This window comes from Duganella sp. Root336D2 (genome assembly GCF_001425005.1).
Classification (GTDB): Bacteria; Pseudomonadota; Gammaproteobacteria; order Burkholderiales; family Burkholderiaceae_D; genus Rugamonas.
The window spans coordinates 147,946-174,513 of the sequence record NZ_LMDB01000022.1 but is presented as its reverse complement, the minus strand read 5'-3'; the positions used below and the strand labels follow the sequence as shown (position 1 = coordinate 174,513).

Annotated in this window: 25 protein-coding genes; 18 read left to right on the top strand and 7 right to left on the bottom strand. The window is 63.4% G+C overall.

The annotated features are described in order from the left end of the window. Nucleotides 1-25: 25 nt before the first annotated feature. Entirely contained in the window at nt 26-1,102 is a 1,077-nt protein-coding gene (locus ASD07_RS16610; RefSeq protein ID WP_055932645.1) for a porin, read from the bottom strand. Between the two features lie 357 nt (nt 1,103-1,459). Between ASD07_RS16610 and ASD07_RS16605 the strand changes: the two genes are divergently transcribed. From ASD07_RS16605 to ggt, 8 genes are all read left to right on the top strand, one after another. Beyond that, the gene (locus ASD07_RS16605) at nt 1,460-2,410 is read left to right on the top strand and encodes a MerR family transcriptional regulator (protein ID WP_055932642.1); all 951 of its coding nucleotides are present in this window, start codon (nt 1,460-1,462) and stop codon (nt 2,408-2,410) included. A 50-nt stretch (nt 2,411-2,460) separates the two neighbouring features. Then, entirely contained in the window at nt 2,461-3,513 is a 1,053-nt protein-coding gene (ftsY, locus tag ASD07_RS16600) for a signal recognition particle-docking protein FtsY (RefSeq protein WP_055932639.1), read from the top strand. A 9-nt stretch (nt 3,514-3,522) separates the two neighbouring features. After that, nucleotides 3,523-4,182 (top strand): cell division ATP-binding protein FtsE, encoded by a 660-nt coding sequence (locus ASD07_RS16595; protein WP_055932635.1) that lies wholly within the window; start codon nt 3,523-3,525, stop codon nt 4,180-4,182. Beyond that, on the top strand, nt 4,179-5,093 hold the full coding sequence (gene ftsX, locus ASD07_RS16590) for a permease-like cell division protein FtsX (protein WP_055932632.1): 915 nt from the start codon (nt 4,179-4,181) through the stop codon (nt 5,091-5,093). The genes ASD07_RS16595 and ftsX overlap by 4 nt, the downstream gene beginning before the upstream one ends. A 327-nt stretch (nt 5,094-5,420) precedes the next feature. After that, entirely contained in the window at nt 5,421-6,311 is an 891-nt protein-coding gene (rpoH, locus tag ASD07_RS16585) for an RNA polymerase sigma factor RpoH (protein ID WP_055932629.1), read from the top strand. A gap of 197 nt (nt 6,312-6,508) precedes the next feature. Further along, complete coding sequence (locus ASD07_RS31435) at nt 6,509-7,129, top strand: PEP-CTERM sorting domain-containing protein (protein ID WP_055932627.1); 621 nt, start codon at nt 6,509-6,511, stop codon at nt 7,127-7,129. Between the two features lie 147 nt (nt 7,130-7,276). Then, the gene (locus ASD07_RS16575; protein WP_082507384.1) at nt 7,277-7,723 is read left to right on the top strand and encodes a hypothetical protein; all 447 of its coding nucleotides are present in this window, start codon (nt 7,277-7,279) and stop codon (nt 7,721-7,723) included. Nucleotides 7,724-7,729: 6 nt separating this feature from the next. Continuing rightward, nucleotides 7,730-9,496 (top strand): gamma-glutamyltransferase, encoded by a 1,767-nt coding sequence (gene ggt, locus ASD07_RS16570; protein WP_055932623.1) that lies wholly within the window; start codon nt 7,730-7,732, stop codon nt 9,494-9,496. On the opposite strand, the gene ASD07_RS16565 is transcribed toward ggt, so the two are convergent. Continuing rightward, the gene (locus ASD07_RS16565) at nt 9,497-9,841 is read right to left on the bottom strand and encodes an antibiotic biosynthesis monooxygenase (protein ID WP_055932620.1); all 345 of its coding nucleotides are present in this window, start codon (nt 9,839-9,841) and stop codon (nt 9,497-9,499) included. Further along, nucleotides 9,838-10,818 (bottom strand): cytochrome P450, encoded by a 981-nt coding sequence (locus tag ASD07_RS16560; protein WP_055932617.1) that lies wholly within the window; start codon nt 10,816-10,818, stop codon nt 9,838-9,840. The genes ASD07_RS16565 and ASD07_RS16560 overlap by 4 nt, the downstream gene beginning before the upstream one ends. Nucleotides 10,819-10,894: 76 nt before the next feature. On the opposite strand from ASD07_RS16560, the gene ASD07_RS16555 reads away from it, so the two are divergent. The 4 genes from ASD07_RS16555 to ASD07_RS16540 are packed head-to-tail and all read left to right on the top strand — an operon-like array spanning nt 10,895 to nt 15,352. Beyond that, the gene (locus tag ASD07_RS16555; RefSeq protein ID WP_055932614.1) at nt 10,895-11,572 is read left to right on the top strand and encodes a helix-turn-helix transcriptional regulator; all 678 of its coding nucleotides are present in this window, start codon (nt 10,895-10,897) and stop codon (nt 11,570-11,572) included. Nucleotides 11,573-11,622: 50 nt separating this feature from the next. Next, entirely contained in the window at nt 11,623-12,294 is a 672-nt protein-coding gene (lepB, locus tag ASD07_RS16550; protein WP_055933509.1) for a signal peptidase I, read from the top strand. Next, on the top strand, nt 12,291-13,025 hold the full coding sequence (locus ASD07_RS16545) for an ABC transporter ATP-binding protein (protein WP_055932611.1): 735 nt from the start codon (nt 12,291-12,293) through the stop codon (nt 13,023-13,025). Before lepB ends, ASD07_RS16545 begins: the two co-directional genes overlap by 4 nt. Beyond that, a complete protein-coding gene (locus tag ASD07_RS16540) occupies nt 13,022-15,352 on the top strand; it encodes a CPBP family intramembrane glutamic endopeptidase (RefSeq protein WP_055932608.1) in 2,331 nt (776 codons plus the stop codon). The genes ASD07_RS16545 and ASD07_RS16540 overlap by 4 nt, the downstream gene beginning before the upstream one ends. Nucleotides 15,353-15,356: 4 nt before the next feature. Here the strand turns inward: ASD07_RS16540 and ASD07_RS16535 are convergent, their stop codons facing one another. From ASD07_RS16535 to ASD07_RS16525, 3 genes are all read right to left on the bottom strand, one after another. Then, complete coding sequence (locus tag ASD07_RS16535; RefSeq protein ID WP_156398039.1) at nt 15,357-16,343, bottom strand: hypothetical protein; 987 nt, start codon at nt 16,341-16,343, stop codon at nt 15,357-15,359. 207 nt (nt 16,344-16,550) lie between these two features. Beyond that, complete coding sequence (locus ASD07_RS16530; protein WP_055932602.1) at nt 16,551-17,249, bottom strand: TIGR00266 family protein; 699 nt, start codon at nt 17,247-17,249, stop codon at nt 16,551-16,553. A gap of 4 nt (nt 17,250-17,253) precedes the next feature. Beyond that, nucleotides 17,254-18,294 carry a DUF475 domain-containing protein gene (locus tag ASD07_RS16525; RefSeq protein WP_055932599.1) on the bottom strand — a complete coding sequence of 347 codons (1,041 nt, stop codon included), beginning with the start codon at nt 18,292-18,294 and terminating at the stop codon, nt 17,254-17,256. A gap of 100 nt (nt 18,295-18,394) precedes the next feature. Here ASD07_RS16525 and nhaR point away from each other — a divergent pair, with 100 nt between their 5' ends. Beyond that, nucleotides 18,395-19,285: a transcriptional activator NhaR gene (gene nhaR / locus ASD07_RS16520; RefSeq protein WP_055932596.1), complete on the top strand. Its 891-nt coding sequence runs from the start codon at nt 18,395-18,397 to the stop codon at nt 19,283-19,285. Here the strand turns inward: nhaR and ASD07_RS16515 are convergent. After that, nucleotides 19,239-19,916: a TetR/AcrR family transcriptional regulator gene (locus ASD07_RS16515; protein ID WP_055932593.1), complete on the bottom strand. Its 678-nt coding sequence runs from the start codon at nt 19,914-19,916 to the stop codon at nt 19,239-19,241. The genes nhaR and ASD07_RS16515 overlap by 47 nt on opposite strands. Before the next feature lie 77 nt (nt 19,917-19,993). Here ASD07_RS16515 and ASD07_RS16510 point away from each other — a divergent pair, with 77 nt between their 5' ends. From ASD07_RS16510 to ASD07_RS16490, 5 genes are read left to right on the top strand one after another with little or no spacing between them, the layout of a single operon-like run. Then, complete coding sequence (locus tag ASD07_RS16510; RefSeq protein ID WP_055933506.1) at nt 19,994-20,989, top strand: HlyD family efflux transporter periplasmic adaptor subunit; 996 nt, start codon at nt 19,994-19,996, stop codon at nt 20,987-20,989. 2 nt (nt 20,990-20,991) lie between these two features. Continuing rightward, complete coding sequence (locus tag ASD07_RS16505) at nt 20,992-22,764, top strand: ATP-binding cassette domain-containing protein (RefSeq protein ID WP_055932590.1); 1,773 nt, start codon at nt 20,992-20,994, stop codon at nt 22,762-22,764. Then, on the top strand, nt 22,761-23,903 hold the full coding sequence (locus tag ASD07_RS16500; protein WP_055932587.1) for an ABC transporter permease: 1,143 nt from the start codon (nt 22,761-22,763) through the stop codon (nt 23,901-23,903). The genes ASD07_RS16505 and ASD07_RS16500 overlap by 4 nt, the downstream gene beginning before the upstream one ends. Nucleotides 23,904-23,910: 7 nt before the next feature. Continuing rightward, nucleotides 23,911-25,029, top strand: coding sequence for an ABC transporter permease (locus ASD07_RS16495; protein ID WP_055932584.1), 1,119 nt, complete (start codon nt 23,911-23,913; stop codon nt 25,027-25,029). A 12-nt stretch (nt 25,030-25,041) separates the two neighbouring features. After that, nucleotides 25,042-26,499, top strand: coding sequence for an efflux transporter outer membrane subunit (locus ASD07_RS16490; RefSeq protein ID WP_055932581.1), 1,458 nt, complete (start codon nt 25,042-25,044; stop codon nt 26,497-26,499). Nucleotides 26,500-26,568 lie beyond the last annotated feature (69 nt).

Sequence of the window (26,568 nt, the reverse complement as noted above, 5' to 3'; positions counted from 1 at the left end):
CGTTTTGACCTGGAACTGACAGGTATTAGAAGGTGTGACGGATGCCTACGTTGTAAGCGGAGTCACCGGAGCCGGATTCAGCGTTGTTACCAACGGTGAAGGAAGCGCCGTTCTTGTTCTTGATCTTGCCGTACGACATGTAGGTGGTGGTACGTGGCGACAGTTTGTGCAGGTAGCCGATTGCGTACTGGTTAGCATCGCGGTTGGCAACGTCACGGTCATCCGCGCGGGCTACGGAAGCCACCAGGGAGCCAGCAGCCGACACAGGAACGGTCGCGCCTACCAGGTAGTTGCGGCTGTCGGTCGAAGCGGCTACTGCAGCAGCGGTGTAAGCGGTACCGTTAGGGTATGCAACGCTGTTCAGGCCTTTGTTGGCGTTGAACATGGCGAAGGCCTTAACAACCTTGAAGTCGTAGTTCACAGCCAGCAGGGTGTTGTGGCCGATGTCACGACCGGTAACGATGTTGTTGGCAACGGTGTCGTTGTTACGGTTGTTGTAAGCCAGGCGGCCTTCGAAGTCGCCGTTCTTGTAGCCGATCGCCGCGCCCAGTTGACGGCCGGTCGAGGATTCTTTCTGCTCGCCGGCAGCGTAGAACACTTCAGCAGTGATACCCATCATGTCTGGCGACTTGTAGTACACGGAGTTGCTGTTGCGTACGTTGATGCCGTTTGCCGGGAAGATGTTCTTAGCCGAACCGGACAGGCCAGCCTGGAACGGATCGCCAACTTGCACGAATGCGTTGTACCAAGGGGTGTACTGGCGGCCCAGGGTCAGGGTACCAGCCGATTTCGACACCAGGCCTACGTATGCCTGACGCTGGAAGATCGAACCGGACACGTCGGACTCGCCGGTGTCGCCTTTGATGCCGCCTTCCAGCATGAACACTGCGGACAGGCCGCCACCCAGGTCTTCGGTGCCTTTGAAGCCGATGCGCGATGCATTGGCGACGCCGGAGGACACTTTGGTCACGTTACCGTTCTTGCCACCGTGTTCGGACACGATGCCGGCATCCATGATACCGAAAACGGTTACATTGGATTGGGCGTAGGCGCTGCCGGATGCTGCTGCCAGTACTGCGAGGGAAATCAGGGTCTTCTTCATGATGTGCTTCTTCCTTTTCTTTGTTATCGATCACCAGGGCTCTTCGGCGCTGATCGCCCGTTATTTTATATGATCTCAATATTTCCTGCTATTCACGTAGTAATACGTATTGCAAGGGGACGCCTTTTGCTGGAGTAAGCCGAATAAAATTTTTACAACTTTCAACTTTTTTGTTCAGGACATATTTCACACTTTCGTTTCTTTTGGCCGTGAAACCTGGGGCGCCGGGATTGTGTCATGGACAAGGGCTTTGAAGCGCAGTTTCCCAGTGGAACGGAACTGTGCTGCATGCAACTTTGTGTCAGACTTCAGCGTTAGAATGCAGGTCGCGGATCAATCTGGGGGCGCTGTCGGCGAATGAAAACGAGTGCGGTTTCTGTAACAATTCCATCCACCATCAGCGATGTGGAACGGGACACCGGCCTGGCAAAGGAAACTTTGCGCGTTTGGGAGCGCCGTTACGATTTTCCCCGTCCTGAACGCGACACGTTCGGAGAGCGAGTCTATCCAAGCGAACAAGTAATTAAATTGAGATTGATCAAGAGATTGATTGATCTGGGCTACCGTCCGGGCAAGGTTATCGGCTATTCCGCGGACGAACTGCAGGCCTTGGCGCAGAAAAGCGCTTCCAGCCAGCGGATGGAAGCTGCCATGCCGCACCCCGAGCTGCACGCCTTCCTGGAACTCTGTAAAGCCCATCAAATGGAAGCTTTCCGCCGCAAACTGACGCAGGCGATGCTGGTGATGGGCTTAAAGAATTTCGTGATCAACCTGGTCGCCCCGCTTACCACCCTGGTGGGCGAAGCGTGGGCTTGCGGGCAGTTCGCTGTGTTTGAAGAGCATTTATTTGCCGAATCGGTGCAGATCGTACTGCGCAGCGCCGTATTCTCGGTGCCGCAGGTGAACCACAGCAGCGGGGCGCCGCGCCCGCGTGTGCTGCTGACCACCCTGCCGCAGGAACGCCACGGCCTGGGCCTGCTGATGGCCGAAGCCATGTTTGCCGCCGAGGGAGCGCATTGCATTCCGCTAGGCGTCCAGACGCCGCTGCCGGACATCGTCGAGGGCGCGCGCGCCATGCAGGCGGACATCGTTGCGCTGTCTTTTTCCGCCACCATGAATCCGCGCCACGTTGCTGATAGCCTGCGCGAATTGCGGGTGCGCCTGCCGGACCAGGCTGAAATCTGGGCCGGCGGCAACAACTCGGCCCTGCGCAAACGCCCGCCAAGCACGGTGAATGTGTGCGAGCTGGACGATATCGGCGGCGCGGTAACTGAATGGCGCCAGCGCCAGCGACTGGCCCTCACCTAGCCTCTGGTAGAATACGCGGTTCGATTGAAGGACCCTCTGCCAACTTGTCCATGTTCAGTTTTTTCAAGAAGAAACCGGTCGCGCCGGAAGCCGCGCCCGCAGTGCCAGCCGCAACACCTGCGGCCCCTGCTCCTTCCGTGCCTGCCGGCACCGAGACTGCCGCGCCGCTGGCGTTTGAAGTCGAAACCGCCGCCAGGCCGGAACCCAAACAAAGCTGGATGAGCCGCCTGAAGGCCGGCTTGTCGAAGACTTCCGCCAACCTGTCCATCCTGTTCGTCGGCGCCAAGATCGACGACGATCTGTACGATGAGCTGGAAGCGGCGCTGCTGATGTCCGATGCCGGCGTCGACGCCACCGAATACCTGCTCGATGCGCTGAAGCGCAAGGTCAAGGAAGACAAGCTGCTGGATGCCGCCCAGGTCAAGGAAGCGCTCAAGCAGCTGATGGTCGACCTGCTGCAGCCGCTGCAAAGGCCGTTCGAACTGGGCCGCCACCAGCCGCTGGTCATGATGATTTCCGGGGTCAACGGCGCCGGCAAAACCACCACCATCGGCAAGCTGGCCAAGCATATGCAGGCCCACGGCCAGTCGGTACTGCTGGCTGCCGGCGACACTTTCCGCGCCGCCGCCCGCGAACAGTTGATGGTGTGGGGCCAGCGCAACAACGTCACCGTGATTTCCCAGGAGTCGGGCGACCCGGCTGCCGTGTCTTTCGACGCGGTGCAGTCCGGCAAGGCGCGCGGCACCAATGTGGTGATGATCGATACCGCCGGCCGCCTGCCGACCCAGCTGCACCTGATGGAAGAGCTGAAAAAGGTCAAGCGCGTGATCGGCAAGGGCATGGAAGGCGCGCCGCACGAAACCCTGCTGGTGATCGACGGCAATACCGGCCAGAATGCCCTGGCCCAGGTGAAGGCTTTCGACGATGCCTTGCAACTGACCGGCCTGATCATCACCAAGCTCGACGGCACTGCGAAAGGCGGCATCCTGGCCGCCATCGCCCGCGTACGCCCGGTTCCGGTGTACTTCATCGGTATCGGCGAAAAGATTGAAGACCTGCAGCCGTTCAATGCGGCTGAATTTGTTGAAGCACTGCTCGCGTAACCGGCCTACATGATCGAATTCCAGCACGTCAGCAAGCAATACTCCCCCGACGGTGTCGCCCTGCGCGACATTTCCTTCACCATTGCCAAAGGCGAGCTGGTCTACCTTGCCGGCCCTTCCGGCGCCGGCAAGTCGACCCTGCTGAAGATGATCGCCGCCATGGAGCGGCCGACGTCGGGCAAAGTGCTGGTGAACGGCCAGGACATCGGCGCCCTGAAACGCGCCGGCATTCCCTTCCTGCGCCGCAACCTGGGCCTGATCTTCCAGGAACAGCGCCTGCTGAACGACCGCACGGTGCTGGCCAATGTGATGATGCCGCTGCTGGTGACCGGTTCGCCGCGTGCTGTCGCCGAGCAGCGCGCCCGCGCCGCCCTCGACAAGGTGGGCCTGCTGGACCGTGCCGACGGGCAGCCGCTGGCCCTGTCCGGCGGCGAACAGCAGCGCGTCTCGATCGCCCGTGCCATCGTCAACCGGCCGCAAATCATCCTGGCCGACGAACCGACCGCCAACCTGGACCGCGCCAGCGCCAACCGGGTGATCGATGCGCTGCACGCCTTCCACTCGGTGGGCGTGACTTGCCTGATTTCCTCGCACGATGAACAGATTCTGGACGCCGCGGCGCGTGTGATCCATCTCGAACGCGGCGAACTGATGAAGGAAGCAGCATGAGCACCTGGCTGCGCCACCACCTGTTCGCCCTCGGCTCCGCCCTGGTGCATGTGCGCCGGGCGCCGGGCTCTTTCCTGTTCAATATCCTGGTGGTCGCCATTGCGCTGGCCCTGCCCTTCATGGGCGTGACCTTGCTCGACAATGTGCGGCCGCTGTCGGAGCAGATGGCGGTCGAGCCTGAGCTCAGCGTCTTCATCAAGGCCGAAACCCCGCGCGAGCAGGCCACCGGGCTGGCTTCCTCGCTGCGCAGCATCGCACCTTCGGCCAAGATCATTTTCACTTCGCGCGAAAAAGCGCTGGAGCAGCTGAATGCCAAGAGCGGCCTGTCCGACGTGGTTGCCACGCTGGGCGAGAATCCCCTGCCGGACAGCTATGTAGTCAAACTGAATGCCTTCCAGAACGCCGCGGAAGGCAGCCAGATCGACAGCATCGCCGACCAGATGCGCGCCCTGCCGGGCGTGGAATCGGTGCAGGTGGATTCGGCCTGGGTAAAGCGGCTGGCCGCCCTGCTGGGCATCCTGCGCCTGGCCCTGCTGCTGCTGGCCGCCACCCTGGCCACGGTAGTGGTGGCAGTGGTGTTCAACACCATCCGCCTGCAGGTGATGACCCAGCGTGAGGAAATCCTGGTCTCCAAACTGATCGGGGCCAGCGACAGCTTCATCCACCGCCCCTTCTATTACACCGGCGCCCTGCTCGGCCTGTGCGCCGGCGGCGTAGCCCTGGGCGGCGTGGCACTGGCCCTGCAGCCACTCAACCGCGCCATTGCAGATTTCGCAAGACTGTACGCCTCGGAATTCCAGCTGGTTCCGCTGGACCCGATGGGCACTGCCGGCCTGCTCGCCCTGTCCGCCGGGCTCGGCCTGGTCGGCGCCCTGCTCTGCGTCCAGCGTCACCTGTCGCGTTTAAATTGAAAGTCGGGGTCAGCTCCGGCAATCGGACATTTTGCTACGCAAAATGTCCGATTGCCGGAGCTGACCCCGACTTTCAAATTCTTCGTGCGTATCCGCACCGAGCCGCTCCGTTCCCCGCCTTATCCTGACTTTGATCCAGCGCAAGGAATCGCGCTCTGGCGATAGTGTTTTTGCTATCAGAGCCATAAAATCCCTGCGATTGGCACTCACCAGGGGAGAGTGCTAATATATGTTCAGAACGGCATGATAGAGGTTAAGAATCATTTAAGTTCTGTCGTGCATGCTGGTAACTCTGAAAAGCATTCCCTTCAAGCGAGGATAGATAAGATGACCGCAACAAACGCACTGGTACCTGCCGGCAGCAACGCGCTGACCCTTGGCTTCAGCGGGAGCCTGGGCAACTTGGACGCTTACATCTCGGCTGTCAATCGCCTGCCTATGCTGACCCACGAGGAAGAAGTGGCGCTCGGCAAGAGCCTGAAGGAAAAGAACGATATCAAGGCGGCGGAAACGCTGGTCACCTCCCACCTGCGCCTGGTGGTGTCGATCGCGCGCGGCTACCTGGGCTATGGCCTGCCACACGGCGACCTGATCCAGGAAGGCAATATCGGCCTGATGAAGGCGGTCAAGCGCTTCGACCCGGACCAGGGCGTGCGCCTGGTGTCTTACGCCATGCACTGGATCAAGGCTGAAATCCACGAATACATCCTGAAGAACTGGCGCCTGGTCAAAGTGGCCACCACCAAGGCCCAGCGCAAGCTGTTCTTCAACCTGCGCAGCCACAAGCAGGGCCTGGATGCCATGTCGCCGAAGCAGATCGACGAACTGGCCAAGGCGCTGGACGTGAAGCGCGAAGAAGTGATCGAGATGGAAACGCGCCTGAGCGGCCGCGACATCGCCCTGGAAGCCCCTTCCGACGACGAAGACGACAAGTTTTCGCCGATCGCCTACCTGTCCTCCGACAATATGGAGCCGACCAAGGTGCTGGAAGCGGAACAGGTGGTGCGCCTGCAGTCCGAGGGCCTGGAAACTGCCCTGTCCAAGCTCGATGCACGTTCGCGCCGTATCGTGGAAGCACGCTGGCTGGCCAACGACGATGGCTCGGGCGCCACGCTGCACACGCTGGCTGAAGAATTCGGCGTGTCGGCCGAACGCATCCGCCAGATCGAAGCGGCTGCCCTGAAAAAAATGAAAGGCTCGCTGGCCGCCTATATGTAAGCCAGGGCTGTCCTCGCCAAAAGCACCGATACCGCAAGGTTCGGTGCTTTTTTATTAACTGCGGAGTAAGCCTCTTAATGTCGGGAATTTTTACATTCCCTCATGCAACACCCGGTAAGTCCTTGAAATGACTGACTTTCAGTTTGTGGCATAACGATTGCTTAGTAACCCCTGAGCACACAAATCGAGGAGTCACCATGTTCACGAAACTGGCACTGGCTGCAATCTGCGCCCTGGCTGTTGGCTCCGCCGCCGCAGGCCCTACCAATAAACTAGGGCAAACCAGCGGTAACGCGTTGACTCTGACAGTTGGCAGCTCGATCGCCGCGGGGTGGAATCCCGACGGCGATTCAGTCTGGACTTTTGCCGACTGGATCCACGTCAAGGACCAGACCACGCTCTACGTCAAAGTAACGGCCGACACTACGTTCGACTTCAGCATCGCCCCGCCCAATGGCGGCTCGGTGCAGTCTTTCGACTTCGATTTCCTGCTCAACGATGTCTCGCAAGCGAAGACCAAGCCAAGCGGTTACGCAGCCTACTTCGATGACGTGACCTTGCTTGCCGGCCAGGTATATCGCTTCCGCCTGGATTCGCTGAACATCCACGATAACACCACCAATGTCGACTTCCTGGTCTTGGCCGGCAATTTCAATGCGCCAACCAATCCAACCGATCCGCTGCCAGACGATCCACCTGCTGACCCTGGCGACGACACGGTCCCTACAATCAGCGTCATTCCTGAACCAGTTTCCCTGGCACTGCTAGGCGTCGGGCTGATGGGCTTGGGGGTAGCCCGCCGTCGCCGCACAGAATAAGTTGTGAAAACCAACTATAAAAACTAGCGCCCCCTCGGGGCGCTTTTTTTGTCGGGAATATTTACACCCTTATTGTTGAGTGGACTCAACAGTGCAACGCGATCGTTTGCGATTTGCTAAGCTGTTCCCAGGCCAGAGGAGAACATCATGCAAGCTAGACTGATCTGTCTGGGCATGGCGGGCCTGGTCCTTGCCATTGCCACCGCCTGCGGCTCAACCCGCAGTACTGCTGAGGACGTAGCCAGCCGTCCCGCACCACGCACCAGCGCCAGCTACGTCCTGGCACAAGGGGAAATCGTCACGCTGGCCCCATCCGTGACGCTCAAACTCGAGCGCGTCAATGACAGCCGTTGTAAAAAGGGGGCAGTCTGCGTCTGGGCTGGCTATATCAGTTACAGCTTCGTGCTGGCTGATCAACAGGGCAGCACCAGCTTCGTGCTGGCCGAGGACATGCCAGGCGCCGGCAAAACGGTGACGCGCAATGGGCTGACCTTTACGCTGCTGGGGATGGAGCCGGCCGAAGCGCCTTCACTGAAGGCACCAGCGCCGGATTATCGGGTAAGCTTGCGGGTAACTATTTCCCAGCCAACATAGCTGCCCATGACGCCAAACGCCCTGCCCCGACGACTGACTTCCACCATCATCATTGCGCTGGCATTCGGCGTCCCGGCCTGGGCCAAGACCCCGGTTGCCAGCGGCACCGGCGGCGCCGTGGCGACCATCAGCGAACCGGCCTCGCAGGCCGCGCTGGCGATCCTGAACAAAGGCGGCAATGCGGTCGATGCGGCGGTGGCGGCAGCCGCCGCGCTGGGCGTGACCGATCCGTTCAGCTGCGGCATCGGCGGCGGCGGTTTCATGGTGATCTACCTGGCCAAGGAAAACCGCGTCATCACACTCGATCATCGCGAGGTGGCGCCGGCTTCCTTCCGCTCCAGCGCATTCGCGCCGGACGGCAAGGCGATGGATTTCGAGACCGCAGTCGCCAGCGGCATGGCGGTTGGCGTGCCGGGCACCGTGCGCGGCTGGCATGATGCCCTGGACCGCTATGGCACCATGTCGTTCAGGCAGGTGCTGGCGCCGGCCATCAAGGCGGCGCAGGATGGCTTCAAGGTGAACGACAACTTCGTCGCGCTGGTCAAAGAGAATGAGCAAAAGTTCGCGCTGTTCCCGGAGACCGCGGGGCGCTACATGCGGGACGGCAAGGCGCTGCCTGCCGGCACCTTGCTGCGCAATCCCGACCTGGCGAAGACTTACCGCCTGCTCTCCACCGGCGGCGTGAAAGCCTTCTATTCGGGCAAGCTGGCGCAGGCGATTGTCGACTCGGTCAACCGCCCGCCTGTCGCTGCGGGCGTTTCAGTCCGCGCGGGCCAGATGTCGCTGGCCGACCTGGCCAATTACGAAGCGCGCTGGCGGCAGCCGGTGCGCAGCACTTACCGCGGCTATGAACTGGTCGGCATGCCGTTGCCAAGCAGCGGCGGCGTGACGATTGCCGAAGCGCTCAATATCCTGGAAGGCTTCGACCTGAAATCCATGCCGCGCGAGAAGGCCGAGCACCTGTACCTGGAAGCGGCGCGGCTGGCCTTCGCCGACCGCAATGCCTACCTGGCGGATCCGGAATACGTCGACGCGCCGGTGGAGGGACTGCTCAGCAAGGACTACGCAGCGCGCCGCCGCGAACTGATCGATCCTACCCAGGCGCACTATCACGCGCAGCCCGGCGATCCTTACCTGTTCCAGCAAGACCCCAGCGTGCCACTGCGCCCCGCCGGCGCCGCCAAGGCCAGGCTGCTGTCGGAAAGCGCGCACACCACCCACCTGGCCGTATCGGACAAGGACGGCAATATCGTTGCCTACACCTTCACCATCGAGTCATGGGGCGGCAGCGGCATCACGGTGCCGGGCTACGGCTTCATCCTGAACAACGAGATGACGGACTTCGATTTCACCGGACCCCATCCGAACGTGCCGGAAGCGGGCAAACGGCCGCGCAGCAGCATGTCGCCGACTATCGCTTTCCGCAACGGCAAGCCGGCCTTCACCATCGGCAGCCCGGGCGGCTCCACCATCGTCACCACGGTGCTGCAGACCATCTTCAACCATATCGACCTGGGCATGGACATGCCGGCAGCGCTGGATGCACCGCGCATCTCGGAGCGCAATGGCCGGGCCACCTCCATCGAGCCGGGATTTGCCGGCAGCGCGCAAGCCCAAGCGCTGGAGCGTTTCGGCCAACGCTGGGACGCAGCGGCCGAGGAAATCGGCGCCGCCAATGCCATCGTCTTCCATCCCGATGGCAGCGTGACCGCGGTCAGCGAAGGCAGGCGCCATGGCACCGGCAGCGCGCTGGTGCAAAAGCGCGGGCACTGATCACCCGTGCCGTTCGCGGCTATCGGCCGGCGCCTCCGCGCGCTCGTTCAGGCCATAGTCGCGCACCACGCTGGCGATGCGCAGGCGGTAGTCCGCAAACAGCTTTTCGCGCCCGGCTTGCTGGGCGGCGCGGTGCGCTTCCACGCGGCGCCATTCCAGCACCGCGGCCTCGTCGCGGAAGAACGACAGCGACAGCATCTTTTCCGGGTTGGCCAGGCTCTGGAAGCGTTCGACGCTGATAAAACCATCGATCTGCTCCAGCGTTGGCTTCAGCCTGGCCGCGATATCCAGGTAGGCATCCTTGCGCCCTGCGGCGGGCGTCACTTCAAAAATCACTGCAATCATTGATGAAACTCCGGTATGCGCGCGTTGACCGATGCGCGGTAAGTCCAGCTTAGCTGCGGCAGCGGTTTGCTGCGCAGCGCTTCGATGCAGCCGGCAGCGATTTGCCGCGCCAGCTGTTGCCCAGGGCAGGCATGGCGGCCATGGCCAAAGCCGCGTTTCGCTTCGCCAAGCATGACCAGTATCGCCTGCCCCGCTGCGACTGTCGCGCCGCCGACAATGCAGCGCTCGGCGGCGAAACGGCGGGTGTTGATAATGGGCGGATCGGTTTCCATCACCTGCGCCACCAGCGCATTGGCGTCGCTGCCCGGCGCACCCTGCTGCATGGCGACCAGGCTGTTGCCAAGCAGGCCGGCAGTGGCTTCGTAGGTTTGCGACATCAGCCCGACCAAGTTGGCAAGGATGGCGTGGTCGTTCTGCCAGCCGGCTGCGGCAGCTTCCTGCGCGACATTCGCGGCCAGCGAAGCCTGCGGCGCCGCTTGCAACAGTTCGCGCATGGCGGCCAGCAGGCGCAGGCTCGCTGCGTGTGCCTGTTCAATTTGCCCGGCGCTGCTCAATGGCGACAGGCAGGCCACGAACTCGCCCATCCAGCGCGCCACCGCAGGCAACTGTTGGTCGGTGAAACCGAGCAGGCTGGCAACCGTACTGACAGGCGCTTCAAAAGCCCAGGCGCCGATCGAGCGCCCTTCCGCCAGCAGGCGTGCTGCAACCTCCCGTGCGCGCTGCTGCGCGGCCTCGCCGCCGGCGGCGCAAGCCAGTGCACGCTGTAAAACCAGCTTGGGCGCGGCATGGCGTTCGCCATCGTTCATGCGCACCAGCGCGCCGAACACCTCGCCGGCGCTGCCGCCCGCAATCGCAGCGGGCACAGCTTCTGCCTGCGGCCGCACGCGCAAGGCAGGATGGCTGAGCACTTCTTCCACCAGCGCGGCGCCGGCTGCGATCCACAATCCCCGCCCTGCATCCCATTCCAGATTCTGCATTCCGTTTCTCCGGCAACGTTCAAGAAATTGCAGTATGCTGAAAAAAGCACAACGACAATTCGCCCTGCATCGAAATATGGATTCCAAGCTTGCCAACATTGCCGGCGCCATCGCCGAACCCGCCCGCGCCCGCATGCTGTGCTCCCTGCTGGACGGACATGCCCGCACCGCCACGGAGCTGTCCGTTGTAGCCGAAGTAAGCCCCTCCACCGCCAGCGCCCACCTTGCACGCCTGAAGGATGAGCAATTGCTGGTGCAACTCGCGCAAGGCAAGCACCGCTACTACCAGCTCGCCAGCCAGGAAGTAGCCAGCGCGCTGGAAGCCTTGCTGGTGGTCGCCGGCCTGCCTCGCAGTGAGTTCAAGCCCAACACGCCGGACCGCCTGCGCAACGCGCGCACCTGCTACGACCACATGGCCGGCACGGTCGCAGTCAGCCTGCACGATCATTTCGCGGCACAGGGCTGGCTGGCGGAAGCCAGCGATGGATACGAGTTGAGCGCCGCGGGCGAGCAGCAATTCGCGCAGCTTGGGCTGGACCTGCCCGCCCTGCGCAAGCTGCGGCGCCGTTTCGCCTGCCCTTGCCTGGACTGGAGCGAACGCAAGCCCCACCTCGGCGGGGCGCTCGGTGCGGCCCTGCTGCAACTGGCCCTGAATCGCGGCTGGGTCGAGCAGGACCTCGACAGCCGCGCGCTGCAAGTACCGCCCAAAGGGCAGCGCCAGATGCTGGCCGCCTTCGGTCTAAGCAGCGCTTAAGGTTTTGATAAGATGATGCAGTTTCCTGAACCAAGATGGAGACACCGGTCGTGAAAAAACTCATACGTGAAAACAAGGGCTTCATCGTCTTCCTGCTGACGCTGGGCGTGTTCCGCACCGCCATCGCCGACTGGAACCCGATTCCGTCCGCCTCCATGCACCCCAACCTGCTGGAAGGCGACGTGGTCTTCGTCAACCGCATCGCCTACGACCTGAAAGTGCCGCTGACCGATATCTCCGTCAGCCACCTTGGCGAACCGCAGCGCGGCGACGTGGTCACCTTCTTCTCCCCGGAAGACCGCACCCGCCTGATCAAACGCATCGCCGCCCTGCCCGGCGACCGCGTTGAAATCCGCGGCGAGCACCTGATCATCAACGGCAAGACTTCCGAATATGCAGTGCTGGGCAACGCCACCGAACATATCGACAAGGTGGGCGACCTGGAAGCGCTGCAACTGAAGGAGCACAATGCCAGCGCCAGCTACAGCATCCAGGTGCTGCCGCAAGTCGATGCCAAACGCGATTTCGGCCCCGTCACCGTGCCGGCCGACAGCTACCTGATGCTGGGCGACAACCGCAACAACAGCCGCGATTCACGCTTCATCGGCTTCGTGCCGCGCAAGCTGCTGATCGGCCGCGCCGAGCGCGTGCTGGTGTCCGCCGACATCCTGGGCAACTGGGCGCCGCGCACGGAACGCATCGGCATGAGCTTGCGGCCATGATCGAATTCCAGGGACTGGCCAAACACTACGGCGACTTTCCCGCCGTGCAGCCGCTGTCATTGGCGGTGCAGCGCGGCGAAGTGTTCGGCTTCCTTGGACCAAATGGCGCGGGCAAGACCACTACCATCCGCATGATGATGGGCATCCTGGTGCCCAGCGCAGGCCGCGTGCTGGTCGACGGCCTTGATTGCCAGGCCGATGCCGCCAAAGTAAAGCGCCACGTCGGCTACCTGCCGGATAACCCCATCTTCTACGACTTCCTGCGCGGGCGCGAAATCCTGCAGTTCGTGGCCGAGATGCACGGCATGCCGCGCAAGGCCGCCATCGAACGCGCGGCGCAAATGCTGCAGGAATTCGGCCTGCAGGACGTGAGCGAAGAATTCGCCGTCAACTATTCGATGGGCATGAAGAAGAAGCTGGGCCTGGCCTGCGCCCTGGTGCACGATCCCGCCGTGCTGATCCTGGACGAGCCGATCAACGGCCTCGATCCGCGCGCCGCACGCGAAGTGCAGGACCGCCTGGTCGCCAGCGCCGCCGCCGGCAAGACCATCTTCGTTTCCACCCACCTGCTCGACATGGCGCAGCGCATGTGCAACCGCGTCGGCATCATCAACCGCGGCGCCCTGGTCGCCACCGGCTCGCTGGAAGAACTGCGCGGCGCCAGCAGTGACAACAGCACGCTGGAAGAGCTTTTCCTCAAATTCACCGACGAAGACAGCCTGGCCGCATGATGGACCTGCCCAGCGCCCCGCGTGCATTCTGGCTGCTTGCACGCCTGCGGCTGTTGCGGCTCCTGAACATCGGCAATGCCCTGCGCTTCCGCAAAGGCTGGCTGGGTCCCAGCCGCGCACCCACGCGCGGCAAGAAGAACGCGCGCTGGCTGGTGACCTTCGTGCTGTCGGCCTTCATGCTGTTCGCCTTCCTGAATACCGCCAGCACTTCGCTGCTGAACATGCAGTGCCGCCTGCCTACCGGCAGCGAATGCATCGCCGCCGAATCGGACGCCGCACCGCGCGCCGCCATGCGCCAGGCGCGCAGGGAATTGCAGGCAGCGCCCTTCCATCCCGTGCTGATGCAGGCGGCCGTGATGCAGGCCACCCTGCTGTTCGGCATCGCCTTCCTGCTGCCGCTGGGGAGCAAGGAACTGGCGCAGCCGGACTGGGACCTGGAGTGGCTGGTCACGCTGCCGCTGGAACGCCGCACCTTGCTGCTGGCGCGCATTGCCGAGCGGACGCTGGCCAATCCCTCCGGCATCCTGGCCCTATGGCCGATGTGCATGGCGATCGCCTGGCATTCCGGCTACCGCTGGAGCACGCCATTCCTGGCCGCCGCATGCACTTTTCCTTTGCTGGCCTGCGCCGCCACGCTGCGCACGGTGGCCGACACCGGCCTGCGCCTGCGCCTCGCACCGTCGCAGCTGCGCAACCTGCAGGCCATCGCTTCCGTCGCCAGCATGCCGCTGATGTACCTGGCCATGTCGCTCGCCATGCCGACCGCCACGCTGACGCTGGAATGGGCCGCGCAATTCCCGGCGTGGACCTTGTGGGCGCCTCCCGGCCTGGCGCTGCAGGCCATGAACGCGCGCGATACATTCCATGGCCTTGGCTACGGCGCCCTGCTGGCGGCGCAAGCCGCCTTCCTGCTGTGGCTTGGCTTGCGCCTGCTGAATGCCTTGCTGGCCGATGGCGTGGTCGCTACCGGTTCGCGCGAAACAGGCCGTGGCGGCGCGCGTCCCGCCTTCGCCGGCTGGGTATTTGGCTCAGCGCTGCAACGGCGCGAGCTGCGATTGCTGAGCCGCGACCGCAACTTCCTGGTGCAAAGCCTGCTGATCCCCTTGATTATCTTCGGCAGCCAGCTGGTACTGAATGGCCAGGTGAAGAATATGGGCCAGTTCATCAGCGATCCGGCGCTGCTGTCTTCCGTCGCCTTCGGCCTGGGAGCTTATGTGCTGATGCTGTCGGCTTTCCAGACCGTCAATACCGAGGGCCATGCATTGTGGCTGCTCTACACCTATCCGAAAAGCATCGGCAGCATGCTGGCCGAGAAGGCGCAGCTATGGTCGGTGCTGGCATTGGTCTATCCCCTGGGCGTATTCGCGATGGGACTGTGCTTTGGCGTGCCGGCCGATGGGCGCCTGCTCTCGCAGCTCGTCCTGGTGGTGGCCGGCATCCCGATTTTCGCGGCGATTGCCGTTGCGCTGGGAGTATGGGCCAGCGACCCGCTGGCGCAGGACATGCATGCCCGCGTACGGCCCACCTTCGCCTACGCCTACCTGATCCTGTCGTCGCTCTATACCTACGCCCTCAACACCCGCGCATGGCATGTGCGCCTGGCAGCCATCGTGCTGCTGGCAGCCCTGGCCCTGTCGCTGTGGCAGCGCGCACGCGACTCACTTCCATACCTGCTCGATCCAACTGCTTCGCCGCCGCCGCGCGTTTGCGCCTCGGACGGCATCATGGCGGCAATCATGTTCTTCCTGCTGCAATTGCTGGCGGCCGGCGTGCTATACCTGGCCGGCAAGCCTGCTTCGCTGCCGACAGCGACGCTGTCCTTCGCCATTTCCGGCGCGCTGGTCTACGCGCTGGCGCGCCTGCTGTATTGGCGCAGCGGGACCAGCGGCGTACCGCGCCTGTGGCTGGGGGAGTGGAAGACGGCCTGGCGCAGCGCCACAGGATGGGGCCTGCTGATGGCGCTGCCTGCGCTGGCAGGCGGCGTCCTATGGCTGTCCATCCTGCGCCACTTTGGCGCCGTGCCAAGCGCCGCGCCGCCAGTCGCCCTGATGTGGCTGGCGCCCCTTGCCGTGCTGGCGGCGCCGGTGTTTGAAGAGTTCATCTTCCGCGGCCAGGTTTTCGGCGGCCTGCGCCGCTCTCTGCCGGCCTGGCAGGCGATGGCCGCCAGCGCCGCGCTGTTTGCGGTCATCCATCCGCCGCTGGCAATGGCGCCGGTCTTCGTGCTGGGCCTGTGCACCGCAATTGCAGCGGAACGCAGCAGGTCGCTGCTGGCCCCCATGCTGACGCACGCCCTGTATAACGCCGGCATGCTCGCTATACAGCTTTAAAGCGTCAGAACAGCGGCCCGCAGGAAATCGTCCCGCGTCGCAGCGCGTGGTTGTTATCTTCCCCATCGTCTGCCCAAATGAACGTCTTCAGCTTATTGATGCATTCCGATTCAGGAGCAATCGCAATACCCTCGTTGTTCATATTGGACATCGAGCCTGGCCGATTGTAGCCCTTGCGTACAACGAACTTGCCCTTGGTTGGAGAGCCCACTGCGGTATCGACGGACAAGAGGGTCGTCTTGCCGCTGCAGTTGTTGTCGCAGGCAGCCCACAGGATGTTGTTGTCCCGATCGAACGCCAGGTCCATGACCTGCGACTGGCCGCTCACGAACGAAGCAATGCGCACGTAGCTCGAGCCGGACTGGTTCAGCGCATAGGCGTAGATTTGTCCGTTAGCTTCCAGGCCGACGAAGAACAAGCCGGTGCCGTGCGACGGGTAATTCGCAGGATCGTAGGGGAGGCGGGTGTTCTCGTCGGTGAACTGGCTCGCCTGCAGGTAGCTGTCAGGCACCCAGGTAATGGCCTCCAGGCCGGCATTGGAATCGACCTTGGGCAGGTCGGCCGTCAGGTTCCACTCGTTGCTCGCTTTCAGGGTGGTGCCGGCGGCACTGGTGTCGTAGCGCAGGATGCTCAGGCGGCTCGATCCGCTGCCATCACGCTCCGAGGCTACATACAGCGCAGGCGAATTCAGTTCAGCCATGGTCACGCCTTCCGCATCCGGTGCGCCGCTGCCGTTCGGATAACGCAAGGTCTTGCCACTGGCCCAGCTGTTGTTTGTGTTCTTGACGTAGTTGCTGCCATTCCACGTGAGGCTGTACAGCTTGGAGGGCGAGTTCTGAACAGCCCACAATACGGCTGGATTCGATGCCGCAGCAGGCTGGTAGAAAAGACCGCTCAAGTTTTCCCCGAAGGTGCTGGCCTGGTCGGCCGCGGCCACGGTGGTGCTGGTCGGCCAGGCGACGTAGGTGACCGCCATCGATTGCGCGCTCAACAAACTGAAGGCGCATCCCGAGATGAATTTTGCGATCCTGCATGTCGTAGCGCTTTGCATCTGATTGATCTCCGTGTGTGGGTGGTGGCGTAGCACAACGTAGCAAGCAAATATGAATTGGCGATGACAGGCAAAAAAAACGGTGGCCTGTTTCCAGGACCACCGCAAAGAAGAACGCCATGGGGGCGTCAACGGAGGTAAATCGTATTAGCGGCCCTGGTGCGACATCATCCAGGCCACAAAAGCTTCACGGTTGCGCGAGCAGATCAGCACCTTGCCGCGGCCGGAAAAGCGCAGCACCATGCCTTCGCCGCTGGTCACCGAGTTGACCAGGTTGCCCAACAAGCCGCCGCCGGAGCGGGTCGCCACTGCCATCTCGTAACGCAGGGCGCTGTCCCAGGCCACCACGTGGGCGTTGTCGATCACAACTTCCTTGCCGGGCTCCACGTCGACTTCATGCAGCGCGCCGAAGCCCGACACCACCAGTTGGCCGGCGCCAGTCGATTCGGTGATGAAGAAGCCGCCGCTCTGGCCAAACAGCGCATTGCCGACGTTCTGGGTACGCACCCGCAGGTCGATGCCGCTGCTGGCTGCGACAAAGGCGCCGTCGCTGATCAGGTACTGGCGCTCGCCGACCTCCAGCACCCGCATCGCACCCGGCAGGTTGGGCGACAGCAGGCAGTTGCCGTCGCCGCCAGTGGCTTCGATGTTCTGCTGGAAGAAGGACTCGCCGTTCGCCAGGGAGCGCATCAGGGCGCCGCCCAGGCCGCCACGCATCTTGCCTTTCAGTTCGAGGGTGGAATCCATCATCACCATCGCATTCGATTCGCAGAAGATGCGCTCGCCCTGCTTCATCGACACCTGCAGGAAGGGATCGATATCCCCGGTTACTTTAAAAGTCGCCATAGTCTCAAGCTCCCTTCATTTCAAGCTTTTTATGGCGGATCGAAGACCACAGCGATGCCACGATAAATGCCACACCAATCAGGCCGGTAATCACTTCCGGAATATGGAACTTCATGCTCGCCAACATGATCACCGCCAGGATGCCGATCGCGTAGTGCGCGCCGTGCTCCAGGTAGACATACTCTTCGAGCGTGCCCTTGTGCACCAGGTAGACCGTCATCGAGCGTACGAACATCGCGCCAATGGCCAGGCCCAGCATGATGATCACGACGTCGCTGGTGATCGCGAAGGCGCCGATCACGCCGTCGAAGGAGAACGAAGCATCCAGCACTTCCAGGTAGAGGAAGCCGCCGACACCGCCGCGCTTGACCAGATCACCGGCATTTACGCCGCCCTCTTCCCCTTTTTCCATCCAGGTGGAGAGCGCATCCACGCCGACGTAGGTCAGCAAGCCCCACATGCCCGCTGCCAGCACGATGAACTTCTGCGATTCTTCAACGATGCTGAGGCTACCCAGCAGCACGCCCATCGAAATCATGATGGCAATCGAAGACACCTTGCCCAGCGCGCCCAGCTTGCGCTCCACATTGCCCAGCCAGTGCATCTGCTTTTCATGGTCGAAGATGAAGTTCAGGAACACCATCAGCAGGAACATGCCGCCAAATGCCGCCACTTCAGCGTGGTGGTTGGTCAGGTGGGTCGAAAAGGCTTTCGGGTCGTTCAAGGCCAGCGTCCACACGTCGGGGATGCTGAGGTCTGCCGCCACCGCCACGATCACCAGCGGGAATACCAGGCGCATGCCGAATACCGCGATGATGATGCCGACACCAAGGAACAGCTTTTGCCAGAATTCGTCCCAGTTTTTCAGGACGGAGGCATTGACAACTGCGTTGTCGAAGGAGAGCGAGACTTCCATCACGCTCAGGATAAAGGCGATCCACAGGGCCGCCAGGGCGCCGCTTACGCCTGTTTGTTGGTACCCCCACCAGCCTGCCACAGCAAGACAGATGAAGGAGACCAGGAATGAAAACCTGAAGTGCTTCATCGGTTGACCCTTTCTTGTTGATAAGTCTGGCCAGTCTAAGGGCGGCACGGCTTTTTAAAAATAGAAGATAATCGAAGTATTACTTCGTAAAAATAGAAACATGAAAACCACGGGCCTGAATTTCCGCCACCTTTACTTCTTCCGCATGGTCGCCGCCGAGGGCAGCGTTACCCGGGCCGCCGACCGGCTGGGCTTAGCCATCCAGACGGTCAGCACACAGATTGCCGCCCTGGAGCAGTCAATCGGCAAGTCACTGCTGACCCAGCAGGGCCGCCGCCTGGTGCCGACCGAGGCGGGACGGGTGGCGCTGACCTATGCTGAGCAGATCTTCCAGCTGGGCGACCGGATGCAGGAGGCGCTCGAGGAGGTCGATGCCGGCAAGATCCGCCTGACCGTCGGCATTTCGGACTCCATGCCCAAACTGATCGCGGCGCACTACCTGCAGGCGGCGCTGCCGCCCGACACGCCGGTGCGCCTGGTCTGCACCGAGGGCGAGTTCGATGCCCTGCTGGCGGAACTGGCGCTGCATAAGCTGGATGTGGTGCTGACCGACCGTCCGATGCGCGCCAGCGCATCGCTCAAGGTGTTCAGCCACCTGCTGGGTGAAAGTGAAATGCAGTTGTTCGGCGTGCGGGCGCTGGCGCGCAAGTACGGCAAGGACTTCCCCGAGAGCCTGAATGGCGCCCCGATCCTGCTGCCAACGCGCAATACCGCGCTGCGCGGCCGTATCGACGCCTGGCTGCTGGAACAGGGCGTGCGGCCCGACGTGGTCGGTGAATTCGAAGATAGCGCGATGCTGAATACCTTCGGCCGCAGCGGCATGGGGCTGTTCTTTGCACCGGCGGCACTCGCCGAAGATATGCTGGAGCAGTTCGGCGCGCTGCCGGTGGGGCCGGCGTCGGAACTGCAGGAGCAGTTCTATGCCATTTCCAGCGAGCGGCGCATCAGCCACCCGGTGGTCGAGGCGATGCTGAGTATTTCGCAGCGATAGCGTCGAGGCCCGCGCCGGCGTAGGTCATCATATCGTCGACCAGGCCCTCGGCATCCTCGCCCAGCGCGGGAAACAGCTTGGTACGCATTTCACGCGGGGCCACCAGCAGCGCCAGGCAGGGCGACATCAGCAGGAACAGGGCCCGCTGCAGGCCGGGCGTGGTGGGCGGCAGGCCGATGATTTCACACACCAGCCCGAGCATGACCATCGCCTTGGGCGCAATGGCTTTTTGCACCAGGGCCGGCGCATGCTCGGTGGGCGACATCAGTTCCCGAATTACCACGCGTGCCCCCCAGTGCGCGTCCGCACCGGTGGCGCGCAGCACGATACTGCGCAAAATAACGCGCAGCTTGTCGCGCGCAGCCATGTCGCGCGCGGTAATTTCCTGCATATCCTCAAGCTTGAGCAAATGATGGTGCGCCTCCACCAGCACAGCTTCGTATAGCGCGCCGCGGCTGCCGAAGTGATAATTGACGGCAGCGATATTGGTGCCGGCGCGGGCGCAGATTTCCTTGCTGGTGGCGTCGGCAAAACCGCGTTCGGCGAACACCTGCCCCGCTACGTCAAGAAGTGCTTGGCGGGTGGCGTCGCCGTCCTGGCGATTGGCACGGGGAGCTGTCTTTTTTTGCATGGCTCGCATTGTACGTCGAAAATAAATTCAAATCCAAATTTGAATTTGATGTAGAATTTTCCGCAGGAGGTTCTGCCATGAACAAAAAGCTTGTTGGAATTGCCATTATTGCCGCAGCGGCTATCGCGGCTGGCGCCTGGTACTGGAGCCGCCCGGCGCCGAATGAGAAGGAGCTTGTCCTGTACGGCAACGTCGACCTGCGGCAGGTGGCACTCGCCTTCCCTGCCAGCGAACGCGTTGCGCGCGTGCTGGCGGAGGAAGGCCAGCAAGTGCAGGCCGGCCAGGTGCTGGCGGAACTCGATACGCGGGGCCTGCGTTTGCGTTTGGCGGAGGCCGAAGCGCAGGCGGCGGCACAACAGCAAGTTGTGGCTCGCCTGAAGGCCGGCACGCGGCCGGAAGAGCTGGCGCAAGCGCGCGCCCGCACCAGTGCGGCGCAGGCGGAGGCCGATCTCGCGCGCCAGCAGCTGGATCGCATCGTGGCTGTGCAAAAGGATAGCAATGGCCGCGCCGTCAGCCAGCAAGACGCCGATGCCGCCCGCGCCCGCGCCAGGTCATCGCAGGCCGCGCTGGAGCAGGCACGCCAGGGGCAGGAACTGGCCCGGCATGGGTCGCGCCGCGAGGATATCGCACAGGCGCAGGCACAGCTCGATGCCGGCAATGCGGCGATCGCGCTGCTGCAATACCAGCTCGGCGAAGCTTCGCTGAAGGCGCCGGTCAACGCGGTGGTGCGTGCGCGCCTGATGGAGGCCGGCGACATGGCCTCTCCACAGCGCCCTGTCTATACGCTGGCGATTGCCGATCCAAAGTGGGTTCGCGCCTACGTGCGCGAGGCCGACCTGGGGCGCATCAAACCAGGGGTGGCCGCCAGCATTTCGATCGACAGCCAGCCCGGCAAAACGCTGCCGGGCAAGGTCGGCTACATTTCCTCGGCGGCAGAATTCACGCCGAAGTTCGTGCAGACCGAGGAGCTGCGTACGGCCCTCGTCTACGAGGTGCGCGTGCTGGCCGAAGATAAGGCCGACGTGCTGCGCATGGGGATGCCGGCCACCGTGCGGATCGCGGTCGGGCACTGATCATGGATTCGGCAGTCTTAAGCGGCCGTGGCCTGAGCCGCCACTTCATCGTCAAAGGTGCACCGGCCCCGGTGGAGGCGGTGCGCGAGGTGTCGCTGGAGGTGGCTTCCGGTGCACTGACCGCACTGGTCGGGCCGGACGGTGCGGGGAAGACTACCTTGCTGCGCATGGCAGCAGGTCTGCTGGCGCCAAGCGGCGGCAGCTTGTCGGTGCTGGGTGTCGATGTCGCGGCGCGCCCCCAGGAGGTGCAGGACCGCATCAGCTACATGCCGCAGCGCTTTGGCCTGTACGAGGACTTGAGCGTGCAGGAGAACATGGACCTGTACGCGGACTTGCATGGTGTGCCAGCGGACGTGCGGCGCCAGCGTTTCGCGCGGCTATTGCATATGACCGACCTGGCGCGCTTCACTGCGCGCCCCGCGGGCAAGCTGTCCGGGGGGATGAAGCAGAAGCTTGGCCTGGCTTGCACGCTGGTGCGCCTGCCGGAGTTGCTGCTGCTCGATGAGCCCACGGTTGGCGTCGATCCTTTGTCGCGGCGCGAGCTGTGGGAGATCGTGCAGCAGCTGGTGGATGAGGAACGGCTGTCGGTGATTGTCAGCACCTCCTACATGGACGAGGCCGAGCGCTGCCAGCAGGTGTTTGTCATGCATGAAGGGCGCTTGCTGGCATCGGGCGCGCCGGCTGAATTGCGCTCTCGTGCCGAAGGCTTGAGCTTTACGGCCATGCCGCGCGCCGGCGAGTCGGCGCGGACGTTGCAGGCGCGTTTGATCGATGCCCGTGAAGTCGTGGTCGATGCGGTGCCGGAAGGCGGGCATGTGCGGTTCATCCGCCGGGCGGATGCTGCGGATGGCGCGATTGGGCAACTGCTGGATGGCTTGCCGGTCACGCCCGTGCCCGCGCGGCTGGAAGATGGCTTCATGATGCTGCTGCAGGCAGCGAAGGTTGCGCCGGCCAGGGCCGCGCAAGGCGGCAGCGCGGCTTCGGTGCAGCACGGCGCAAGCGTAGCCGCTGGCGGGGTGGCGGACGGCGGGGAGGCAATGATTGAGGTGCGCGACCTGGTGCGGAAATTCGGCGACTTCACGGCTGTGGCAAGCACCAGTTTCAGCGTCGCCCGCGGCGAGATCTTCGGCTTGCTGGGCCCAAACGGCGCCGGCAAGACCACCACCTTCCGCATGTTGTGCGGACTTCTTCCCGCCAGCTCCGGCTTCCTGCAAGTGGCAGGCGTCAACCTGCGCCACGCCCGCGCGCAAGCGCGCGCAAAAGTCGGCTACGTTTCGCAGAAATTCGCCCTGTACGGCAACCTGACCGTGCAGGAAAACCTCGACTTCTTCGGCGGCGCCTACGGCCTGTACGGCAAGCGCCTGCAACAGCGCACCAGCCAGGTACTGGAAGAGTTCCAGTTGCGCGGACAGGAACATATGCCGAGCGGCCAATTGCCGGGCGGCTTCAAGCAACGCCTGGCGATGGCCACCGGCCTGCTGCACGAACCGGAAGTACTCTTCCTGGACGAACCGACCAGCGGCGCCGATCCGCTGGCGCGGCGCGAATTCTGGCGCCGCATCACCAGCCTGTCGGCACAGGGCGTCACCATCGTGGTGACCACGCACTTCATGGAAGAAGCCGAATACTGCGACCGCATCGTCATCCAGGACGCCGGCAAGCTTCTCGCTATCGGCACCCCGCGCGAAGTCCGGGCACAAGCGGGCGATGCCGGCAATATGGAAGACGCCTTCATCGCCATCGTCGAAAAGAACCGCAGCGGAGGCGCACGATGAACAGCGGCTTCCGCTCCCGCCTCGCCGCGCTGGTACGCAAGGAGTTCCGCCAGCTGCTGCGCGACGCATCGAATCTGGCAATCGGCATCGCCCTGCCGATCGTGCTGATCCTGATCTTCGGCTACGGCCTGTCGCTGGACGTCAAGAACGCGCCCATCGCCATCGTGATGGAAGACAGCTCGCCCACCGCGCAGGAGGCGGTGGCAGGCTTCAGCCTGTCCCCTTCGTTTGCCGCTCTGCCAGTAGCCTCGATGCACGACGCCCAAGCCCTGATGCGCGAGCGCCGCGTGGACGCCATCGTCCGCATCCCGGCCACGTTCACGCGCGACATTGCAGCGGGCGGCGCCGCCGTGCAAATCATCGTGCACGGCGCGGAAGCCAACCGCGCCGGCATCATCCTGAATTACACCAGCGGCGCACTACGGCAGTGGGATGCCCGCCGCGCCGAACGCCAGGCGGGCGCGGCCCGTCCCGACGCCCTGCCCGCCAACGGCGCCGTACGCATCGAACAGCGCATGTGGTACAACAGCGCCAACACCAGCACCTGGTACCTGGTGCCCGGCCTGATCGTACTGATCATGACCTTGGTAGGCGCCTTCCTCACTGCGTTGGTGATGGCGCGCGAATGGGAGCGCGGCACGCTGGAAGCGCTATTCGTCACGCCGGTGCGGCCGGTCGAAATCCTCCTGGCCAAAGTCATCCCCTATTTCTGCGTCGGCATGATGGGCCTGTTCCTGTGCCTGGCCGCAGCCCGCTTCCTGTTCAAGGTACCGATGCAGGGTTCGCTGCTGGTCATCATCTTCGCCTCCATGCTGTACCTGGTGGTGGCAGTCGGCATGGGCCTGCTGATTTCTTCCGCCACCAAGAACCAGTTCCTGGCCAGCCAGCTGGCCCTGGTCAGCAGCTTCATGCCTTCGCTGATGCTGTCCGGCTTCCTGTTCGACCTGCGCAATGTGCCGGTGGCGGTGCAGGTCGTCGGCCGCATCCTGCCCGCGACCTATTTCATGGAACTGGTGAAGACCCTGTTCCTGGCCGGGAACGTATGGCCGCTGATACTGCGCAACTGCGCCATCCTTGCCGCCTACGCCGTGCTGTTACTCGGCATCGCCCGCGCGGTCACCCGCAAACGACTGGACTGAGGCTGTCATGATCAATTTCTTCCGCCGCATTGCCGTCATCGTCCGCAAGGAATTCCTGGCCGTGCTCAAGGACCCGAAGAGCCGCTTCATCCTGGTGGTGCCGGCTATCGTGCAAAGCCTGTTGTTTGGCTACGCCGCAACCTATGATTTGACCTATGTGCCGTATGCCCTGAATGACGCCAGCCATAGCGCGGCCGCCGCCGAACTGCTGGCCAGGCTGGATGCCGGCGGCACCTTCCGCCGCACGCTCATCGTCGAAACGCAAGGAGCGCTGCGCGCGGCGATCGACAGCGAGAAGGCGCTGCTCGCCATCAGCATTCCGGTCGACTTCGAGCGTCGCCTGTATGCGGGCGACGCGGCGCCCCTGCAAATAGTGCTGGACGGGCGCAATTCCAACACGGCCGGCTCGGCTGCTGCGTATATCGGCGCGGTCGTGGCCGACTTCAACCGCGCATGGCGCGAAAAGCACGGCGGCGCCCAGCCTGCACTGCGCATTGAATCGCGCGCCTGGTTCAACCCGAACCTGGAAACGCGCTGGTACCTGATGCCGGGCATGATCGCAGCCTTAAGCATGCTGCAAACCTTGCTGCTGACGGCTCTTTCGGTGGCGCGCGAGCGCGAGCAAGGCACTTTCGACCAGTTGCTGGTCACCCCGCTGACGCCCATCGACATCATGCTCGGCAAGGCCCTGCCGCCCATCATGATCGGGCTGCTGCAGTCGACGCTGATCCTGCTGGTCACGCGGCTGTGGTTTGGCGTACCGATGGCGGGGTCGCTGCTTTCCATCTACGCCGGCCTGACGCTGTTCACGATTGCCAGCGTCGGCATCGGCCTGTCGATTTCGGCTGTGTCGCTGAACATGCAGCAGGCCATGCTGTACACCTTCGTGCTGGTGATGCCGATGATGCTGCTATCCGGGCTCACCACGCCGGTGCGTAACATGCCGGAAGTGCTGCAGATCGTGACCACGGCGAATCCCCTGCGCTTTGCCATCGACATGGTGCAGCGGATTTATCTCGAAGGCGCCGGTCTCGGCACGCTGTGGCCGAATATGGTGCCGCTCGTGTTGATTGCCCTCATAACGCTGCCGCTGGCGGCATGGCTGTTCCGCCACCGCCTCGCCTGAACTGGAAACATCATGAAACTGCTCACACTCTCCCTGTTTTGCCTGTCGCTGGCTGCTTGCGCGGTGGGGCCGGATTACCGCGAACCGGCCGTGCAGGCGCCCGCAGCCTATGGCGATTGGCATGGCGGAGCGCCGGCTTTGCGCGAAACAGGCCTGGCCGCCGGTACGGCGCAGTCGTTTGCCCGCTTCGACGATCCTGTATTGAACAGCTTGCAGCAGCAAGCGCTGGCCGCCAGTTTCGACGTGCGGGCGGCCGCGCTGCGATTTGCGCAGAGCCGGATGGCACGCAACGTGGCGGCCGGCGCGCATGGCCCGCAACTCAGCGCCCATGCCGGCGCCACCCGGCAGCGCCAGTCCGAGTCCGGCGCGGGAACGCGCATGGTTGATGCGATCGCGCCTGCCAACCGGGATGCCCTGATTGAAAAACTCAGCGATCCCTTCGCGCTGTACCAGGCCGGCTTCGATGCCGCCTGGGAGCTGGACCTGTGGGGCCGGGTGCGGCGCAGCGTGCAGGCTGCGGACGCCGGCATGGCGGAGGCCAGCTCCATCCTGCGCGACGTGCAGCTGGCAGTGCAGCTCGAAGTGGCGCGCAATTACTACGAGTTGCGCGCAGCCCAGCGCCAGCAGGAATTGCTGCGGGCCGACCTGGCTGCGGCACGCGACATGGCGGCGCTGGCGACAGCGCGCCAGCGCGGCGGACTTGCTACCGGCCTCGAGGTCGAGCAGCAGCAGGCGGCCCTCGCCGAACTGGAAGGCCGCGCGCCGGCATTTCTCGAGCAGGAAGCCGCCGCCGCCAACCGGCTGACAATGCTGCTGGCGAAGCCGCCCGGTGCGCTGCAGGAGCAACTGACAGCGCAGCAAGGCGCGGCCGCCCCAGGCGGGCCTGATCTGGCACTCGGCGTACCGGGCGAGATAATGCGCCATCGCCCGGACATCCAGGCCGCGGAAGCGCGCCTGCAGGCAGCAACGGCGCGGATCGGCGTGGCAGTGGCCGACCTCTATCCCCGCATCACCCTTGGCCTGTCGCTCGGCCTTGAATCGGTTGACACCGGAAAGTTCGGTGACTGGGGCAGCCGCCAATGGTCGCTCGGCCCCAGCCTGCAACTGCCGATTTTCGACAATGGCCGCCGCCGTGCAACGGTCGAACTGCGCAAGCTGGAAGAACAGGAAGCGGCCATCCATTTCCAGAAAACGGTCCTGAAAGCGTGGCACGAAATGGATGACGCCCTTTCCGCCTATGCCGCCGCGCGCGGGCGCCGGCAAGCGCTCGCAGCCAGGGAAGCCAGTGCCCGCTCCACGCTGGAACTGGTCGCTGCCCGCGCGCGCCGCGGCATGAGCGACGAGCTGCCGGCACTGCAAGCGCAGCGCGCCCTGCTCGCCATCCAGCGCGAGCGCACAGCCAGCGACAGCGAGCTGGCGCTCCGCCTGCTGGCGATCTGCAAGGCCAGCGGATTGGCTCCGCAGCCATAACTTTCTGACAAGAAATTGTCAGAATTGCGCGAGGTGTGCCCCGGGTCGGATAAGATAGAGGTTTTCGAC

What these genes read in the sequence shown, in the direction of transcription:
- nhaR (WP_055932596.1), top strand. Translation starts at nt 18,395, where the DNA reads ATGAAAACCACGGGCCTGAATTTCCGCCACCTTTACTTCTTCCGCATG.
- ASD07_RS16510 (WP_055933506.1), top strand. Translation starts at nt 19,994, where the DNA reads ATGAACAAAAAGCTTGTTGGAATTGCCATTATTGCCGCAGCGGCTATC.
- ASD07_RS16515 (WP_055932593.1), bottom strand. Translation starts at nt 19,916, where the DNA reads ATGCAAAAAAAGACAGCTCCCCGTGCCAATCGCCAGGACGGCGACGCC.
- ASD07_RS31435 (WP_055932627.1), top strand. Translation starts at nt 6,509, where the DNA reads ATGTTCACGAAACTGGCACTGGCTGCAATCTGCGCCCTGGCTGTTGGC.
- ASD07_RS16490 (WP_055932581.1), top strand. Translation starts at nt 25,042, where the DNA reads ATGAAACTGCTCACACTCTCCCTGTTTTGCCTGTCGCTGGCTGCTTGC.
- ggt (WP_055932623.1), top strand. Translation starts at nt 7,730, where the DNA reads ATGACGCCAAACGCCCTGCCCCGACGACTGACTTCCACCATCATCATT.
- ASD07_RS16560 (WP_055932617.1), bottom strand. Translation starts at nt 10,818, where the DNA reads ATGCAGAATCTGGAATGGGATGCAGGGCGGGGATTGTGGATCGCAGCC.
- ASD07_RS16595 (WP_055932635.1), top strand. Translation starts at nt 3,523, where the DNA reads ATGATCGAATTCCAGCACGTCAGCAAGCAATACTCCCCCGACGGTGTC.
- ASD07_RS16495 (WP_055932584.1), top strand. Translation starts at nt 23,911, where the DNA reads ATGATCAATTTCTTCCGCCGCATTGCCGTCATCGTCCGCAAGGAATTC.
- ASD07_RS16575 (WP_082507384.1), top strand. Translation starts at nt 7,277, where the DNA reads ATGCAAGCTAGACTGATCTGTCTGGGCATGGCGGGCCTGGTCCTTGCC.
- ASD07_RS16565 (WP_055932620.1), bottom strand. Translation starts at nt 9,841, where the DNA reads ATGATTGCAGTGATTTTTGAAGTGACGCCCGCCGCAGGGCGCAAGGAT.
- ASD07_RS16545 (WP_055932611.1), top strand. Translation starts at nt 12,291, where the DNA reads ATGATCGAATTCCAGGGACTGGCCAAACACTACGGCGACTTTCCCGCC.
- ASD07_RS16540 (WP_055932608.1), top strand. Translation starts at nt 13,022, where the DNA reads ATGATGGACCTGCCCAGCGCCCCGCGTGCATTCTGGCTGCTTGCACGC.
- ftsX (WP_055932632.1), top strand. Translation starts at nt 4,179, where the DNA reads ATGAGCACCTGGCTGCGCCACCACCTGTTCGCCCTCGGCTCCGCCCTG.
- ASD07_RS16555 (WP_055932614.1), top strand. Translation starts at nt 10,895, where the DNA reads ATGGATTCCAAGCTTGCCAACATTGCCGGCGCCATCGCCGAACCCGCC.
- ASD07_RS16530 (WP_055932602.1), bottom strand. Translation starts at nt 17,249, where the DNA reads ATGGCGACTTTTAAAGTAACCGGGGATATCGATCCCTTCCTGCAGGTG.
- ASD07_RS16505 (WP_055932590.1), top strand. Translation starts at nt 20,992, where the DNA reads ATGGATTCGGCAGTCTTAAGCGGCCGTGGCCTGAGCCGCCACTTCATC.
- rpoH (WP_055932629.1), top strand. Translation starts at nt 5,421, where the DNA reads ATGACCGCAACAAACGCACTGGTACCTGCCGGCAGCAACGCGCTGACC.
- ASD07_RS16610 (WP_055932645.1), bottom strand. Translation starts at nt 1,102, where the DNA reads ATGAAGAAGACCCTGATTTCCCTCGCAGTACTGGCAGCAGCATCCGGC.
- ASD07_RS16605 (WP_055932642.1), top strand. Translation starts at nt 1,460, where the DNA reads ATGAAAACGAGTGCGGTTTCTGTAACAATTCCATCCACCATCAGCGAT.
- ASD07_RS16525 (WP_055932599.1), bottom strand. Translation starts at nt 18,294, where the DNA reads ATGAAGCACTTCAGGTTTTCATTCCTGGTCTCCTTCATCTGTCTTGCT.
- ftsY (WP_055932639.1), top strand. Translation starts at nt 2,461, where the DNA reads ATGTTCAGTTTTTTCAAGAAGAAACCGGTCGCGCCGGAAGCCGCGCCC.
- ASD07_RS16500 (WP_055932587.1), top strand. Translation starts at nt 22,761, where the DNA reads ATGAACAGCGGCTTCCGCTCCCGCCTCGCCGCGCTGGTACGCAAGGAG.